The 15,842-nt window shown below is 71.8% G+C and carries 11 protein-coding genes; 9 read left to right on the top strand and 2 right to left on the bottom strand.

Going from position 1 to position 15,842, the window contains the following annotated elements; genetic code table 11:
- Positions 1-166: 166 nt before the first annotated feature.
- Positions 167-1,498: an MFS transporter gene (locus EIL87_RS13550; protein ID WP_233576228.1), complete on the bottom strand. Its 1,332-nt coding sequence runs from the start codon at positions 1,496-1,498 to the stop codon at positions 167-169.
- A gap of 200 nt (positions 1,499-1,698) precedes the next feature.
- On the opposite strand from EIL87_RS13550, the gene EIL87_RS13545 reads away from it, so the two are divergent.
- Positions 1,699-3,417 carry an IlvD/Edd family dehydratase gene (locus EIL87_RS13545; protein WP_125090845.1) on the top strand — a complete coding sequence of 573 codons (1,719 nt, stop codon included), beginning with the start codon at positions 1,699-1,701 and terminating at the stop codon, positions 3,415-3,417.
- Between the two features lie 900 nt (positions 3,418-4,317).
- Here the strand turns inward: EIL87_RS13545 and EIL87_RS13540 are convergent.
- A complete protein-coding gene (locus tag EIL87_RS13540; RefSeq protein ID WP_125090843.1) occupies positions 4,318-4,821 on the bottom strand; it encodes a CHAP domain-containing protein in 504 nt (167 codons plus the stop codon).
- Between the two features lie 262 nt (positions 4,822-5,083).
- Between EIL87_RS13540 and EIL87_RS13535 the strand changes: the two genes are divergently transcribed.
- The 8 genes from EIL87_RS13535 (at position 5,084) to EIL87_RS13500 (ending at position 15,643) form a co-directional block, all read left to right on the top strand.
- Positions 5,084-6,730, top strand: coding sequence for a UDP-N-acetylmuramoyl-L-alanyl-D-glutamate--2,6-diaminopimelate ligase (locus EIL87_RS13535; protein WP_125090840.1), 1,647 nt, complete (start codon positions 5,084-5,086; stop codon positions 6,728-6,730).
- A gap of 93 nt (positions 6,731-6,823) precedes the next feature.
- A complete protein-coding gene (locus EIL87_RS13530) occupies positions 6,824-8,296 on the top strand; it encodes a UDP-N-acetylmuramoyl-tripeptide--D-alanyl-D-alanine ligase (RefSeq protein ID WP_125090838.1) in 1,473 nt (490 codons plus the stop codon).
- Positions 8,293-9,360: a phospho-N-acetylmuramoyl-pentapeptide-transferase gene (gene mraY, locus EIL87_RS13525; protein WP_125090836.1), complete on the top strand. Its 1,068-nt coding sequence runs from the start codon at positions 8,293-8,295 to the stop codon at positions 9,358-9,360. Before EIL87_RS13530 ends, mraY begins: the two co-directional genes overlap by 4 nt.
- Before the next feature lie 132 nt (positions 9,361-9,492).
- Positions 9,493-10,896 (top strand): UDP-N-acetylmuramoyl-L-alanine--D-glutamate ligase, encoded by a 1,404-nt coding sequence (gene murD, locus EIL87_RS13520; RefSeq protein ID WP_125090834.1) that lies wholly within the window; start codon positions 9,493-9,495, stop codon positions 10,894-10,896.
- A gap of 4 nt (positions 10,897-10,900) precedes the next feature.
- Entirely contained in the window at positions 10,901-12,322 is a 1,422-nt protein-coding gene (gene ftsW / locus EIL87_RS13515; RefSeq protein WP_125090832.1) for a putative lipid II flippase FtsW, read from the top strand.
- 53 nt (positions 12,323-12,375) lie between these two features.
- On the top strand, positions 12,376-13,467 hold the full coding sequence (gene murG / locus EIL87_RS13510; protein ID WP_125091106.1) for an undecaprenyldiphospho-muramoylpentapeptide beta-N-acetylglucosaminyltransferase: 1,092 nt from the start codon (positions 12,376-12,378) through the stop codon (positions 13,465-13,467).
- Positions 13,464-14,921 carry a UDP-N-acetylmuramate--L-alanine ligase gene (gene murC / locus EIL87_RS13505; RefSeq protein ID WP_125090830.1) on the top strand — a complete coding sequence of 486 codons (1,458 nt, stop codon included), beginning with the start codon at positions 13,464-13,466 and terminating at the stop codon, positions 14,919-14,921. Before murG ends, murC begins: the two co-directional genes overlap by 4 nt.
- Positions 14,918-15,643 (top strand): cell division protein FtsQ/DivIB, encoded by a 726-nt coding sequence (locus EIL87_RS13500; RefSeq protein ID WP_125090828.1) that lies wholly within the window; start codon positions 14,918-14,920, stop codon positions 15,641-15,643. Before murC ends, EIL87_RS13500 begins: the two co-directional genes overlap by 4 nt.
- Positions 15,644-15,842: the final 199 nt, after the last annotated feature.

Below are 15,842 nucleotides of genomic sequence, written 5' to 3'. Positions count from 1 at the left end.
TGCTGTTCGAGTCCCACACCTGAAGAAGGGTTTGCGGCGCACCCTCGAAACACGCGTCGAGCAGGGAGGTCCACCTGAAACCTCCCTGCTCGCACTGGGAGGTGCGGGGGGGAAGTTCCGCGGAACTTCCCCCCGCACCGTCGTCATCCGTTCCTGCGTGACTGCCTCAGTGGTGGCTGGCCTCGGGGTCGGCGTCGGCCTGCGGGGTCCGGCTGGGGTCCTCGGCCCGGGAGAGGGTGAGGAAGAGGGCTGCCGCCCCGAAGCCGCAGAGGGCCAGGAGGTAGAGGCCCGCGGTGTCGGAGTGGAGGGTGCTCTCCACCCAGGTCTTGGCGACCGGCGCGACGAAACCGCCGAGGTTGCCCAGCGAGTTGATGAGCCCGATGCCCGCCGCAGCTGCGGTCCCGGTCAGGTAGGCCGCTGGGAAGGTCCAGAAGACCGGCTGGACGGAGATGTACCCCGCAGCCGCCACGGACAGCCCCGCGATGGCCAGGTACGGGTTGCTGAACGCCGCCGACGCCGCGATGCCGACCGAGCCGGCCGCGACGCAGGCCGCCGCGACGAAGCGCTTCTTCGGCTGGGCCAGGCGGTCCGCAGCCGTGTTCACCACGATGTTGACCACGAGCGCGATCGTCCACGGGATCGCGGTGACCAGGCCGACCAGCAGTCCGACCTCTTCGCTGCCCACGGCCTCCGACACCTGCGTCGGCAGGTAGAACGTCATGCCGTAGACGCTGCACTGGATCAGGAAGTAGATCAGGCAGAAGTACAGCACGCGCGGGTCCACCAGCGACGAGAGCAGCCGGTGCGGTCCCTGCTTGGCGCCGTCCTCGGCGTCCAACGCGGCCTGCAGGGTGGTGCGCTGGTCGTCGGTGAGCCACTTGGCCTGCGCCGGGGAGTCGTCGAGGTAGAAGAACGCCCACACGCCCACGACGCACGCGATCAGGCCCTCGATGGCGAACATCCACTGCCAGCCCAGGATCCCGGCGACGCCGTCCATCTCCAGCAGCGCGCCGGACAGCGGGGCGCCGAGCACCGACGCGAGCGGGATGCCGAAGTAGAACATCGCGTTGCAGCGGGCGCGGAAGGCGTGCGGGACCCAGTAGGTGATGTAGAGGATCACGCCCGGGAAGAACCCGGCTTCGGCGACGCCGAGCAGGAAGCGCATCAGGTAGAACAGGAACTCGCTGTTGACCAGCGACATCGCGGCCGAGATGAGGCCCCAGGTGACCATGATCCGGCACATCCACCAGCGGGCACCCACCCGCGTCAGGATCAGGTTGCTGGGGACTTCGAACAGCGCGTAGCCGATGAAGAACAGACCTGCGCCCATGGCGTACGCGGCGTCCGAGATGCCGGCGTGGGCTTGGAACTCCTCCTTGGCGAAGCCGACGTTCACGCGGTCCAAGAACGCGATGACGTACATGAGGAACAGGAACGGGATCAGCCGCACCATGACTCGGCGTACCGCTGCGTGCAGCGCCGGAGAGTCGGGTTGCACCTGGCCTCCTCGGCGAGGTTCGGTATGTCGAACGTTGTTCGTGATTTGGGTCACCGAAGCGTAGAGGTGCAGATCACCAGCGTCAACAGTCGTGTTCGAAATGGCAACCGACGTTCGGTATTGCGGATCAGCTATTGCGCGGCGAGAGCCGAACTGATTACGTCGTCCCCACTGGTGGAGACCACAGCACGGGAGGACGCATGAGCACGCCGCGGCGCAGCGCCAGCTGGTTCGGGGCCTACGGACGAGCGGGGATGACCGCCCGCTCTTGGGTGAAGAACCAGGGCTACAGCGACGAGGTGTTCGACGGCCGGCCGGTCATCGGAATCGGCACGACCTGGTCGGAACTGGCGCCGTGCAACGCTCACCAGCAGCGCATCGCCGAAGCGGTCAAGCGTGGGGTGTGGCAGGCCGGCGGGTTCCCGCTGGAGTTCCCGAACATGGCGCTCGGCGAGACGCTGATGCGGCCGACCACCATGCTCTACCGGAACCTGCTGGCGATGCAGGCCGAGGAGACCATCCGCGCCAACCCGCTCGACGGCCTGGTGCTGCTCTCCGGCTGCGACAAGACCACTCCGGGCCTGCTGATGGCGGCCTCCAGCGTCGACCTGCCGACGATGATGCTCACCGGCGGGCCGATGCTCAACGGCAAGTACCGGGGCACTGACATCGGCTCCGGCACCGCCGTCTGGCAGGCCGAGGCCGACCTCGTCGCGGGCCGCATCGACCAGGAGGAGTGCTACTTCATCGAGGGCTGCATGTCCCGGTCCAACGGGCACTGCATGACGATGGGCACCGCCTCGACGATGGCCTGCGTCGTGGAGGCGCTGGGCATGCAGCTGCCCTACGCCGCCTCCTGGCCCGCCGTGGACGCCCGCCGCTACGCCACCGCTCAGCAGACCGGGCGGCGGATCGTGGAGATGATCGGCGAGGACCTCAAGCCCTCCGACGTGCTCACCCGCGACGCGTTCCGCAACGCCATCCGCGCCAACGCCGCCATCGGCGGGTCCACCAACGCCGTGGTGCACCTGATCGCGATCGCCAAGCGGGTCGGCGTCGACCTCAGCGTCGACGACTTCGACCTGGACAGCCGCGAGGTGCCGACGCTGGTGAACCTGCAGCCCAGCGGCACGTTCCTGATGGAGGACTTCTGCTACGCGGGGGGTCTCCCGGCCGTGCTCAAGGAGCTCGGCGGGCTGGTCGAGCGCGAGGCGATCACCGTCAGCGGCAAGACCATGGGCGAGAACATCGCCGACGCCGAGGTGCACAACCGCGAGGTCATCACCTCCTTCGACGAGCCGTTCCAGGCCGTGGGCACCGGCACCGCCGTGCTGCGCGGCTCGCTGGCGCCCGGCGGCGCGGTGGTCAAGCAGTCCGCCGCCTCCCCGCGGCTGCTGGTGCACCGGGGCACGGCGATGGTGTTCGAGGACGTCGACGAGTACTACGCGGTGTGCAAGGACGACGACCTCGACGTTGACGAGAACACCGTGCTGGTGGTCCGCAACGCCGGGCCGAAGGGCTACCCGGGCATGCCGGAGGTCGCCAACGTCCCGGTCCCGAAGAAGGTGCAGGACGCGGGGTTCGACGACATCGTCCGCATCTCCGACGGCCGGATGAGCGGCACCGCCTACGGGACGGTGATCTTGCACGTCACCCCGGAGGCGGCCGCCGGCGGTCCGCTGGCGTTCGTCCGCACCGGCGACACGATCAGCATCGACGTGCCCCACCGCAGGCTGGACCTGGAGATCCCGGAGGAGGAACTGGAGCGGCGCCGGTCCGAGTGGAAGGACCCGGACAACCCCTACGAGCGCGGCTGGCAGCGCCTCTACTACGACCACGTGCTGCAGGCCTCCGACGGCGCGGACTTGGACTTCCTGGTCGGCGGCTCCGGCAGCTACGTGCCCCGAGACGGCCACTGACCCGACGACGAACCGCGCCGAGCGACCCACCCGGCCGCTCGGCGCGGTCGCGCCCGTCGAACTTCGCGAGAACTTCGAGGCGGGACGTTGGCCTTCGAACATCGCGCGAAGTTCGAGGCGAGGTGCAGGCCTCCGGAGGTCGCGCGAAGTTCGAGTGGCCCTTCGAACATCGCGCGAAGGCCGACCCGTCTGGGGCCGGAAGGTCGACCCGCCGAGGAGCCGGAAGGTCGCGCGAAGGGCGGGAGGCCGCGCGAAGGGTCGAGCCCGCCCTCGTGCCTCTGACGTGACGTGCAGGGGCAGCGCGGCCTTCGAACTCCGCGCGAATTCGCCCCCCGGACTCCTTCGGGCGAGTTCGAGCCTGGTGTTTCGCCCGTGCGCAAGGTTGGCCACCGGCCACGGAGCCTCGCGCAGCCTTCTGGCCCCCGCGCCTGTTGGGTGACGCGTGCGGCCACCTCCCGTCGAAGTTCGCGAGAACTTCGAGGCGGGACGTTGGCCTTCGAACTTCGCGCGAAGTTCGAGTTGCCTTCGAACATCGTGCGAAGGTGGCCCTGCCTGGGTCTCGGAAGGTGGCCCTGCCTGGGTCTCGGAAGGTGGCCCTGCCTGGGCCTGGAAGGTCGACCCGCCTGGGCCCGGGAGGTCGACCCGCCTGGGGCCGGAAAGCGACCCGTCTTGCGTCCGAAGGTGGAGCTAGGTCGCGGGGGTCGCGCGGGGTTGAGCCCGCCCTCGTGTCTTCGCCGTGACGTGCGGGGACAGCGTGGCCTTCGAACTTCGCCCGAACTTCGAGGTGAGAACTCGGCCGTCGAACTCCGCGCGAAGTTCGAGGCGGATGGTTGGCGTTCGAGGTTCTCGCGAAGTCGAGGTGGGTGGTGTGGCTGTCGGGCTCGCGGGAGGTTCGGTGGCTCAGCGGGCGGCGGGGACTTGGGGGTCGCTCCAGCCGAGGTAGTTGGGGAAGTAGGAGAGGCTGTCGGAGTGGCCGAGGGTGCCGCCGACGCTGCTGCTGTGGAAGCCACCGTTGCCGTCGGCGATGCCGACGTGGCCGTACTCGCTGGTGTTCCAGTAGACGAAGGCGCCCGCCGGCGGGGTGGAGCCGTCGGTGTGCGCCTTGCCCGCGGCGACCGCGCCGTTCCAGTGGTCGATGGCCGACGGCCAGACACCGGTGACCCCGTAGGCGTTCTCGACGGCCATCTCGCACAGGCCTTCGTAGGAGGTGTCCCCGGCGTTGGCCTGGAACCACTCGACAGCGCCCTGCGCGGTGCCGTCACCGGGTGAGAGCTGGGTAGCAGCGGCGTGCGCGACCTGTGCGGGCGGAGTGTCGGCCACGGCGGGGTGAGCGGCCAGCGGGGCGGCGAGCAGGGCGGTGGCGAGCGAGGTGGCGGCCAGACGGCCGAGGCGATGGTTCCTCACAGGTTCCTCCAGAGTTCGGTGAATCTCTCACGAACCTGCGGAACGTTATAGGTCCGGAATGTCGCGGACCAGAGGCCGACCAGTTCCCGCCACGGCCCCTCCGAGCCGCGAGAACGGACATCGCGGACGCACGCTCGTCACGCTGCGGAACGGACGAGCACGGCGGGTGCGGGAGTCGGCCCCCGGAGCGGACGAGCGTCCGCCGAGCACTGCTCGCTTCGGCGCAACGGTCGCACCGCCGAACGGGCGGGCGACCATGGAGATGCGCCCACCAGTGGTACCGGTAGCCTGTCGCGACGTGCCTTCCGCGGTCGCGACTGCCCCGCCTCGACCCACCCACGTCGAGCCGGTGGACTTCAACAAGCTCGCCGATGAGATCGGCGCGCGCGTGGTGCGCGTACCCGGTTGCCCCGCCGCCGAGGCGGCGGTCACCGGTGCCACACTCCGCGCTCAACACGTGCGCCCCGGCGACCTCTTCGCCGCCCTGCCCGGCGTCCGCGTGCACGGTGCCGACTTCGCCGAGCAGGCGCTGGCGGCCGGTGCGCACGCGGTGCTCACCGATGCCGACGGCATCCTCCGCGCCGGCCTGACCGAGCACCCGGCGGTGCGCGAAGGTCGGGTCGCGTTGCTGGAGCACGAAGACCCGCGCGGCGTCCTCGGGAAGGCCTCCGCGCTGATCTACGGCGACCCGTCGAGCAAGCTCAAGATCTTGGGCGTCACCGGGACTTCCGGCAAGACGACCACCAGCTACTTGCTGGAGTCGGCGCTCAGCGCCGCCGGGTGGACCACAGGCCAGATCGGCACCGTGGAGACCCGCATCGCGGGGGAGCGGTTGGACAGCGCGTTCACCACCCCCGAGGCCCCCGACCTGCAGGCGCTGCTGGCGGTGATGGTCGAGCACGACGTCCGCACGGTGGCGATGGAGGTCTCCAGCCACGCGCTGGCCATGGGCCGCGTGTCGGGGTCCCGCTTCGCCGTCGGCGCATTCAGCAACCTCTCGCAGGACCACCTGGACTTCCACCGCGACATGGAGGACTACTTCCAGGCCAAGGCGTTGCTGTTCGACGGCCGCGCCGAGCGCGAGGTGGTCTGCGTGGACGGCGAGTGGGGCCGCAGGCTGGTCAAGTCCGGCACGGTCACCGTCTCCACCGAGTCCGCCGACGCGGACTGGACCGCCACCGGCGTCACCGCCTACCCGACCGGTGAGCAGACCTTCACCGCGCACGGCCCCGACGGCCTCGAGATGCCGGTCCGGCTGCGCCTGCCCGGACCGTTCAACGTCGCGAACGCGCTGCTGGCGATCGGTGCGCTGCACGCGGCCGGGGTGCCGCTGGAAGCGATCGAGCAGGGACTGGCCGAGGTCGACGTGCCCGGCCGCATGGAGCGTGTCGCGCTCGGGCAGGACTTCACCGCCGTGGTGGACTACTCGCACAAGCCCGGTGCGGTCTCGGCCGTGCTGGACGCGGCGCGTGCGCAGGTCGACGGCGACGTGATCGTCGTGCTCGGCTGCGGCGGGGACCGGGACACGGCCAAGCGCCCGCTGATGGGCGAGGCCGCCGCGACGCGGTCCGAGCTGCTCATCGTCACCGACGACAACCCGCGGAGCGAGGACCCGGCCGACATCCGGGCCGCGATGCTGGCGGGGGCCCAGGAAGTCCCCGCCGGCGAGCGTGGTGAGGTGATCGAGATCGGCGACCGCAGGGCTGCGATCATCGCCGCGGTCGAACGCGCTCAGCCCGGCGACATCGTGGTCGTCGCGGGCAAGGGCCACGAGACAGGACAGGAGGTGGCGGGCGTGGTGCACCCCTTCTCGGACCGGGAGGAGTTGGCCGCCGCGCTGCGCCATAGGCTTGGCCGCAACGAAGAAACCCAAGATCGTCGGGGGCGGGACGCGACAGCGGGCGCGTGAGCGCCGAGCCGCTGATCCGCAGCAGACCAGGCGACCGGGTGCCGACCCGGCCCGCCGGGCGCGGGTGTCCCGCAAGAACACCGAGGAGGCAGGTTGATCCGGCTCAGCCTCGCTGACATCGCTTCGGCGGTGGACGGCAGGCTTCACCGTGCGGAAGGTGCGGAGGTCGTCAGCGCCGGGGTCGAGTTCGACTCGCGCAAGATCACCGAGGGCGGGCTGTTCGTGGCCGTGCCGGGCGAGCGCGTCGACGGGCACGACTACGCCGCGCAGGCGATCGCCGACGGCGCGACCGGCGTGCTGGCCGCGCGCGAGGTCGACGCCCCCGCAGTGCTGGTGCCGACGGTTCCGGTCGAGGAGCGCTCCAGCGCCATGGCGCTGGCCGGCGACGCCGACGGGACCGGTGTGGCCGTGCTGGCCGCGCTGGCGAAGCTGGCCCGCCACGTCGTGGACCGGCTGCCGCAGCTGGCCGTGGTGGGCGTGACCGGCTCGTCGGGCAAGACGTCCACCAAGGACCTGATCGCCCAGCTGCTGACCCCCATGGGCCCGACCGTGGCGCCGCCCGGTTCGTTCAACAACGAGCTCGGCCACCCGTGGACCGTGCTGCGCGCCGACGAGCAGACCCGGCACCTGGTGCTGGAGCTGTCGGCTCGCGGCGTCGGGCACATCGCGAGCCTCTGCGAGGTCGCGCCGCCGAAGATCGGCGTCGTGCTCAACGTCGGCCACGCCCACCTCGGCGAGTTCGGTTCGCAGGAGGCGGTCGCCCAGGCCAAGGGCGAGCTCGTCGAGTCGCTGTCCGAGGACGGAGTCGCGGTGCTCAACGCCGACGACCCGCTGGTGGCGGCGATGGCCGAGCGCACCCGGGCGCGCGTGGTGCTGGTCGGCGAATCCCCGGACGCGCACGTGCGCGCCACCGACGTCGAGGTCGACGAGCAGGCCCGGCCGACGTTCACGCTGGTCACCGAGGCCGGCGAGGCACGCGTGACGCTGCCGCTGTTCGGCGAGCACCACGTCGGCAACGCGCTGTCGGCCGCGGCCGTCGCGCTGGAGCTGGGCGCGACGCTGCCGCAGGTCGCCGAGCGGCTGGGCGCGGTCCAGCGCGTCTCGGCCCGCCGCATGGAGGTCGCCGAGACCCCCGGCGGCGTCACCGTCGTCAACGACGCCTACAACGCCAACCCCGAGTCGGTGCGGGCCGCGCTGAAGACGCTGGCCGCCATGACGCGGGGCCGTCCCGCGCGGGCGTGGGCCGTGCTCGGGCCGATGGCCGAGCTCGGCGACCTCGACGTGGAGGCGCACGACGAGATCGGACGGCTGGCCGTCCGGCTGAACATCGACCGGCTCGTGGTGGTCGGAGAACAGGCCCGGGCGATGCACCAGGCGGCGTCGCTGGAGGGCTCGTGGGGAGAGGAGTCGGTGCTGGTTCCGGACATCGACGCGGCCGTCGCGCTGCTGCGCGCCGAACTGCGTCCCGGTGATGTGGTCTTGACCAAGGCGTCCAACTCCGCCGGTCTGTGGCGGGTCGCGGAAGCCTTGTTCGCCGATGGCGGTGGTGGGGAGCAGCAGCAGTGAAGCCGATTCTGATTTCCGCCGCGGTGGCGCTGGTCGTCTCGATCCTGTTCACGCCGTACCTGATCCGGGTGTTCTCCCGGCAGGGCTTCGGGCAGGAGATCCGCGAAGAGGTGCAGGGCACGCACGCGGCCAAGCGCGGCACCCCGACGATGGGCGGCATGGCGATCCTGGTCGCGATGTGGTGCGGCTACCTGGTCACCCACTTGATGCTGGGCGAGCAGCCCACCGTCACCGGTCTGCTGGTGCTGGGCCTGACGACGGCGCTGGGCATCGTCGGGTTCCTCGACGATTTCATCAAGATCCGCAAGCAGCGGAACCTCGGCCTGAACAAGACCGCCAAGCTGGTCGGCCAGCTGGTGGCCTCGGTGCTGTTCGCGATCCTGGCGATCCAGTTCCCCAACCGCAACGGAGTCACGCCGGCCTCGGTGGACCTGTCCTTCCTGCGCGACATCACGGTGATCTCGTTCGGCGCGGTCGGGTTCGTGATCTTCGCCTACATCGCGATCAGCGGCTGGTCCAACGCCGTGAACTTCACCGACGGCATGGACGGGTTGGCCGGTGGCACCGCGGCGATGGTGCTGGCGACCTACGTGCTGATCGCGTTCTGGCAGCTGCGCAACGACTGCTTCGGCGCCGGCCCGGCCCCGGGCTGCTACACGGTCCGCGACCCGCTCGACATCGCCGTGGTCGCGGCGGCCGGCATGGCCGCGTGCGTCGGGTTCCTGTGGTGGAACGCCGCGCCCGCGAAGATCTTCATGGGTGACACCGGTTCGCTGGCGCTGGGCGGTCTGCTCGCGGGCCTGTCGATGGCGACCCGCACCGAACTGCTGATGATCGTCATCGGTGGCGTGTTCGTCGTCGAGGCGCTGTCGGTGGTGCTGCAGATCGTGGTGTTCCGCACGACCCGGCGACGGTTGTTCCGGATGGCCCCGTTCCACCACCACTTCGAGCTGGCGGGCTGGGCCGAGACCACGGTCATCATCCGGTTCTGGGTGCTCGCGGGCATCAGCTGCATGTTCGGCGTCGGGCTCTTCTACGCCGACTGGCTGGCCCTGGCCCGGTAGTCGCCGGACGGGTGCGGCGGGGTGTCGTCCCCGCCGCCGGAACCCGCTGCGGTGCAGGTGCCTAGGGTGGGGCTGAGCGGCGAGTCCGCGTGCAGGACGAGTTCGGTTGTCGACGAGTGGGGAGGCGGGGCCGTGGCTGCGAGCCGGTACCGAGGGTTGCGGGTGCTGGTGGCCGGTGCCGGGGTGTCCGGGCGGTCCGCGGCGGAAGCGCTGCTGGCGGTCGGCGCCGAGGTGACCGTCACCGACGGCTCTGCCGACCGGCTGGCGGCGCTCGCTTCGCTGGAAGCCCAAGGCGCCCAACTGGTCCCCGGGCTCGACGCACCGCCGCAGGGCACCGACCTGGTCGTGACCAGCCCCGGCTGGCGTCCCGAAGCACCCTTGCCCGCGGCCGCCGCCGCGGCCGAGGTCGAGGTGATCGGCGAGGTCGAGCTCGCCTGGTGGCTCGACCAGGAGAAGCCCGAAGGCCCGTCGACCTGGCTCGCGGTCACCGGCACCAACGGCAAGACGACCACCGTGAGCATGCTCGAGTCGATCCTGCGCGCCCACGGCGAGGACGTCGTGGCCTGCGGGAACGTCGGTCTGCCGGTGGTCGACGCGGTCCGCGCCGGGCACCGGGTGCTCGCGGTCGAGCTCTCCAGCTTCCAGCTGCACTGGCAGCAGGCGCTGCGCCCGAAGGCTGCGGCGGTGCTCAACCTCGCCGACGACCACCTCGACTGGCACGGCTCGCTGGAGACCTACGGCGAGGCCAAGGCGAAGATCTTCGCGGGCAACGAGGTCGCGGTGTTCAACGCCGACGACGAGTGGTCCACCCGGCTCGTCGCTGCGGCCCAGGCGCGGCACGTGGCCTTCACCCTCGGCGACCCGGCCGACGGCCAGCTCGGCGTGGCCGGGGAACGGCTCGTGGACCGGGCTTTCGGTGACGACGAGGTGCTCGCCCAGCTCTCCGAGGTCCGTCCCGCGGGCCCGCACAACGTCGCCAACGCACTGGCCGCGGCCTCGCTCGCCCGCGCGCACGGCGTCTCGCCGGAGGCGGTCGCCGAAGGCCTGCGCACCTTCGAACCCGGCGCGCACCGCTCGGTGGTCGTCGCCGAGTCCGCGGGGGTGTCCTACGTGGACGACTCGAAGGCGACCAACCCGCACGCCGCCGACGCCGCGCTGCGCGCCCACGACTCCGTGGTCTGGATCGCGGGCGGCCTGCTCAAGGGCGCGGAGGTCGACGACCTCGTCCGCGCCAACGCCGGACGGCTCGCCACCGTCGTGCTCATCGGTCGCGACCGCGGCGAGTTCACCGCCGCACTCGGCCGACACGCCTCGGATGTGCCCGTGCACGAGGTCGCAGCGGGGGACGATGCGGGCATGCTCGAAGCAGTTCGCCTGGCGCACGGATCCGCGCGGCCCGGCTCGGTGGTGCTGCTCGCACCGGCCGCTGCGTCCATGGACATGTTCACCGACTACGCCCACCGCGGGCGGGCTTTCGCCGACGCCGTGCGCGCAGTGCTGTCCGAGACCCCGGCGGCGACCCAGCGCGGCGGGTGATCCCGTGGCCACCGCTGCGACCAAGACCTCCGGCGCGCGCGAGCCCCGCAAGCGCGCCGGGGTGACCGTGCTGTCCCCCCTGACGGCGTGGCTGACCCGGCCGCTGGCCTCGTTCCACCTGCTGCTGGCCGTCTTCGGCCTGCTCACGGTGTTCGGCCTGGTGATGGTGCTCTCGGCGTCCAGCGTCGACTCGTTCAACAAGGCCGGCTCCTCCTACAGCGTGTTCGTCAAGCAGGTCATGTACTGCGGGGCCGGACTCGTGCTGTTCTACATCGCGCTGCGGCTCCCGGTCCGGCTGCTGCGCCGCTACAGCCTCGGGCTGCTGGCCTTCTGCCTCGGACTGCTGGTGCTCGTGCTCATCCCGCACGTGGGCGTCGAGCTCAACGGCGCCCGCAGCTGGTTCGTCGTCGCGGGCGTGTCGTTCCAGCCGGTCGAGTTCGCCAAGGTCGCCTTCGCGCTGTGGGGCGCGCACGTGCTGGTCACCAAGCGCGGCCTGATGACCCAGTACCGCCACCTGCTGGTGCCGGTGGTGCCGGCCGCGCTGCTGATGTTCACGCTCGTCATGCTGCAGCCCGACCTCGGCTCGACGATCACGCTGTTCGTGGTGCTGCTCGCGTTGCTGTGGTTCGCCGGAGCGCCGCTGCGGCTGTTCCTCATGATGGCGCTCGGCGCGCTCACCGGCGGCATCGTGCTGGCGATGATCGCCGAGTACCGGATGGCGCGGCTGACCTCGTTCCTCGACCCGGCCGCGGACCCGATGGGCAACGGCTACCAGGCCATGCAGGCGCTGTTCGCGCTCGCCGACGGCGGGCTGGTGGGCCGCGGCCTGGGGCAGGGCTGGTCGAAGTGGCAGTACCTGCCCAACGTGCACAACGACTACATCTTCGCGGTCATCGGCGAAGAGCTCGGGTTCATCGGCTGCGCCGTGGTGCTCATGCTCTACGCGACCACCGCCTACGTCGGCATGCGCATCGCCTTCCGCAACACCGACCCCTACATCCGGCTCGTCGCGGCCACGCTGACCACCTGGCTGGTCGGCCAAGCAGTGATCAACATGGGTTACGTGGTCGGCCTGCTGCCCACCACCGGGCTGCCGCTGCCGCTGATCTCCTCCGGCGGGTCCTCGGTGGTCACGAGCATGCTCGTGTTCGGGTTGCTCGCGAACTTCGCCCGGCACGAACCCGAAGCCATCGCCGCGCTACGGTCTTTGGGACCGGGGCGGGTCGGCAAGCTGCTGCGACTGCCCACCCCGGCGCCGTACCGTCCGCCGGCCAGGCGGAAGACTTCCCGGCCCGTCCCCCGGACCAGGCCCGGCGCCAAGAGCGCCGGCGCGTCCGGGACGCGCCGGAGTGGAGCAGAACCCCGCGCACGAGGTGCGCGCAGCGGGCCCGGCTCCCGGGCTCAGACACGAGGAGGACACCGTTGAGCGGGGACGAGACGGTCCGCATCCACCACCTGGGTGCCCCGCAGGGCGCGACGATGGGCATGCGCCGGCTCTCGGTGGTGGTCGCCGGAGGTGGCACCGCCGGGCACATCGAACCGGCCCTGGCGCTGGCCGACGCGGTACGACGCGTCCGCCCCGACGCCCAGATCACCGCCCTGGGCACCGAACGAGGCCTGGAGAACCGGCTGGTCCCTGCTCGCGGGTACCCGCTCGAGCTGATCCCGCCGGTGCCCATGCCCCGCAAGCCCAACGCCGACCTGCTCAAGCTGCCGATGAAGGTGCGCGAGTCGGTCCACCAGACCCGTGACGTGCTCGACAAGGTCGGCGCGCACGTCGTCGTCGGCTTCGGCGGCTACGTCTCGCTGCCCGCCTACCTCGCCGCGCGCGGCCGGGTGCCGATCGTGGTGCACGAGGCCAACGCCCGCGCCGGGTTGGCCAACAAGGTCGGCGCCAAGCTCGCCACCCGGGTCCTGTCGGCCACCCCCGACAGCGGGCTGTCCGGCGCGCAGCCCATCGGCATCCCGCTGCGCGAGTCGATCACCCGGCTCGACCGCTGGAAGCTGCGCATGCAGGCTCGCCAGCACTTCGGGCTGCACCCGCACGCCCCGACCATCCTGGTCTTCGGCGGCTCGCAGGGCGCGCAGACGCTCAACACCGCCTTCTCCGGGGCCGCGCAGGCCCTCGGCCGCGCGGGCATCGGCGTGCTGCACGCGCACGGGCCCAAGAACAGCGTCGCTGTTCAGCAGGTCATGGGCGCGCCGATCTACCGCACCGTGCCGTACCTGGAGCAGATGGACCTCGCCTACGCTGCCGCCGACATGGTGGTGTGCCGCTCCGGCGCGATGACCGTCGCCGAGGTCTCCGCCGTCGGCCTGCCCGCCGTGTTCGTGCCGCTGCCGCACGGCAACGGCGAGCAGGCGCTCAACGCCCAGCCCGTGGTCAACGCCGGTGGCGCCCGGGTGGTCTCCGACGCCGAGCTCACGCCGCAGCGCGTCGTCGACGAGATCATCCCGATGGCCCTGGACGCCCAGCGCTTGCAGATGATGAGCCAGGCCACCATGGGCAGCGGTCACCGCGAGGCCGACCAGGTGCTCGCCCGCATCGTGATGGAGGTGGCGGGGCAATGACCGCCGACAGGGACCGACAGCTGGAGCGGGTCCACCTCGTGGGCATCGGCGGTGCCGGGATGAGCGGCATCGCGCGCATCCTGCTCGCCCGCGGCCGCCAGGTCTCCGGCTCCGACGCGCGCGACTCGCGCACCGTCCTGGCGCTCCGCGCCCAGGGCGCGAGCATCGGGATCGGGCACCACGCCGAGAACCTCGACCTGCTCGACCAGGAGCCGACGGCCGTGGTGGTCTCCACCGCGATCCGCCCGGACAACCCCGAGCTCCTCGCTGCCGAGGAACGCGGCATCACGGTGCTGCGCCGCGCCGAGGCGCTGGCAGGGCTGATGGCCGACCACCGCGTCGCCTGCGTCGCGGGCACGCACGGCAAGACCTCGACGACCTCGATGCTCACCGTCGCGCTGCAGCACTGCCGCGTCGACCCGTCGTTCGCCATCGGCGGTGACCTCAACGAGTCCGGCGCCAACGCGCACCACGGCGACGGCGGCACCTTCATCGCCGAAGCCGACGAGAGCGACGGGTCCTTCCTGGCGTTCTCCCCGTCCGTGGCGGTCGTGACCAACGTCGAGCCCGACCACCTGGACCACCACGGCACCGCCGAGGCCTACACCGAGGTCTTCCAGGACTTCATCGGCCGCGTCGAGCCCGGCGGCGTGCTCATCGCCTGCTCCGACGACCCGGGCGCGAAGGCCCTCGCCGACCAAGCCGAGTCCACCGGTGTCCGCGTCCGCCGCTACGGCGCCGGAGCCACCGCCGACGGTGACGCCCGGCTGGTCGGCTACCGCGCCGAGCAGGGCGTCGGCGTGGTCTCGGTGGAGCTGGTGGGCGTCTCGTCCGAGCCGGTCGACGTGCAGGTCGCCGTCCCCGGCGAGCACATGGCGGCGAACGCCGTTGCCGCGCTGCTCGCGGGCCTGGAGCTCGGCGCCCCGCTGGAGGGGATGCTGGAAGGCCTGGCCGCGTTCGGCGGCGTGCGACGCCGCTTCGAGTTCAAGGGCCGGGTCAACGGCATCCGCGTCTACGACGACTACGCCCACCACCCGACCGAGGTCGCCGCGCAGCTGCGGGCGGCCCGCCCGGTCGCCGGTACCGGCCGGCTGGTCGTGGTGTTCCAGCCGCACCTGTTCTCCCGCACCGCGGCCTTCGCCGCCGAGTTCGCCGAAGCGCTCGGCCTGGCCGACGAGGTCGTCGTGCTCGACGTCTACGGCGCGCGGGAGGACCCGCAGCCCGGCGTGACCGGCAAGCTGATCTCCGACGCCATCCCGCTGCCGCCGGAGAGCGTGCACTTCGAGCCGTCGTTCACCGACGCCGGGCCGCGCGTCGCGGGCCTCGTGCGGCCCGGCGACCTGGTGCTGACCATGGGTGCCGGTGACGTGACCATGCTCGGCCCGGAGATCCTCAGCGAACTCGACCGTGCCGCCGGTTCCGGCGGCAACGGCAGCGGGGAGGAGCAAGGGTGACCGACCGGGGCGCGGCGGAACGAGCGCGGCGCCGGCCGGTGCGCCGGAGTGCGCCGCCCGCTCCCGCCTGGCGGCGCTTCCTGCTGCCGGGCCTGCTGGCGGTGGCGACCACCGGTTTCCTGGTCGCGTACTTCTCGCCGCTGCTCGGCGTGCGCTCCGTGCAGGTGGAGGGCAACGACAGCCTGCCCGCCCAGGAGGTCGTCCGGGCGGCCGAGGTCGCCGAGGGCACGCCGATGCTGCAGGTCGACCCGGAGCAGATCCGCGAGCACCTGCGCGCGCTGGCCGAGGTCGCCGACGCCCGCGCGGTGCTGGACTGGCCCTCCACGGTGCGCATCCAGGTCACCGAGCGGACCCCGGCGGCGTACTTCCGCGCCACCGACGGCGTCCGGCTGCTCGACGTCTCCGGGGTCCCGTTCGAGACGGTTGCCGACCCGCCCGCCGGAGTCCCGGAACTGCGCGCGCCCCAGGCGTCCGCCTCCGACCCCGCCACCCGCGCGGGGCTGTCGGTGCTGGTCGCCCTGCCGGCCCCGGTCCGCTCCGAGGTGACCGCGGTGCTCGCGCAGGCCCCGAACGACATCCGGTTGGAGCTCACCGGAGGTCGCCGCGTCGACTGGGGGTCGGTGAAGGACACCCCGCGCAAGGCGCAGATCCTGCCGCCGCTGCTGACCCGCCCGGGCACGATCTACGACGTGACCACCCCCGCCCTGCCTACCGTCGCCTGAACGTCGAGGAGGCCCCCCTTTCCCCCTGCCGTCCTCGGGACCGCGGTGCGCACCTCGCGGTGATCACCGGGAGGCCCGGTCACCGCTGGGGTCTCCTCTTCCGTTCGGCCGCAGCGGCCGGAGTTCTGCTGGGAGGATGTCCGGGTGCATCCCGTTCCTGCCGCGACCTTCGCCATCACCCGCACGCCGCTCGCGCACC

Origin of the sequence: Saccharopolyspora rhizosphaerae, assembly GCF_003931915.1 — a bacterium.
In the GTDB taxonomy this organism is placed as follows: Bacteria; Actinomycetota; Actinomycetes; order Mycobacteriales; family Pseudonocardiaceae; genus Saccharopolyspora; species Saccharopolyspora rhizosphaerae.
This window is presented reverse-complemented; position numbering and strand designations above follow the sequence as displayed.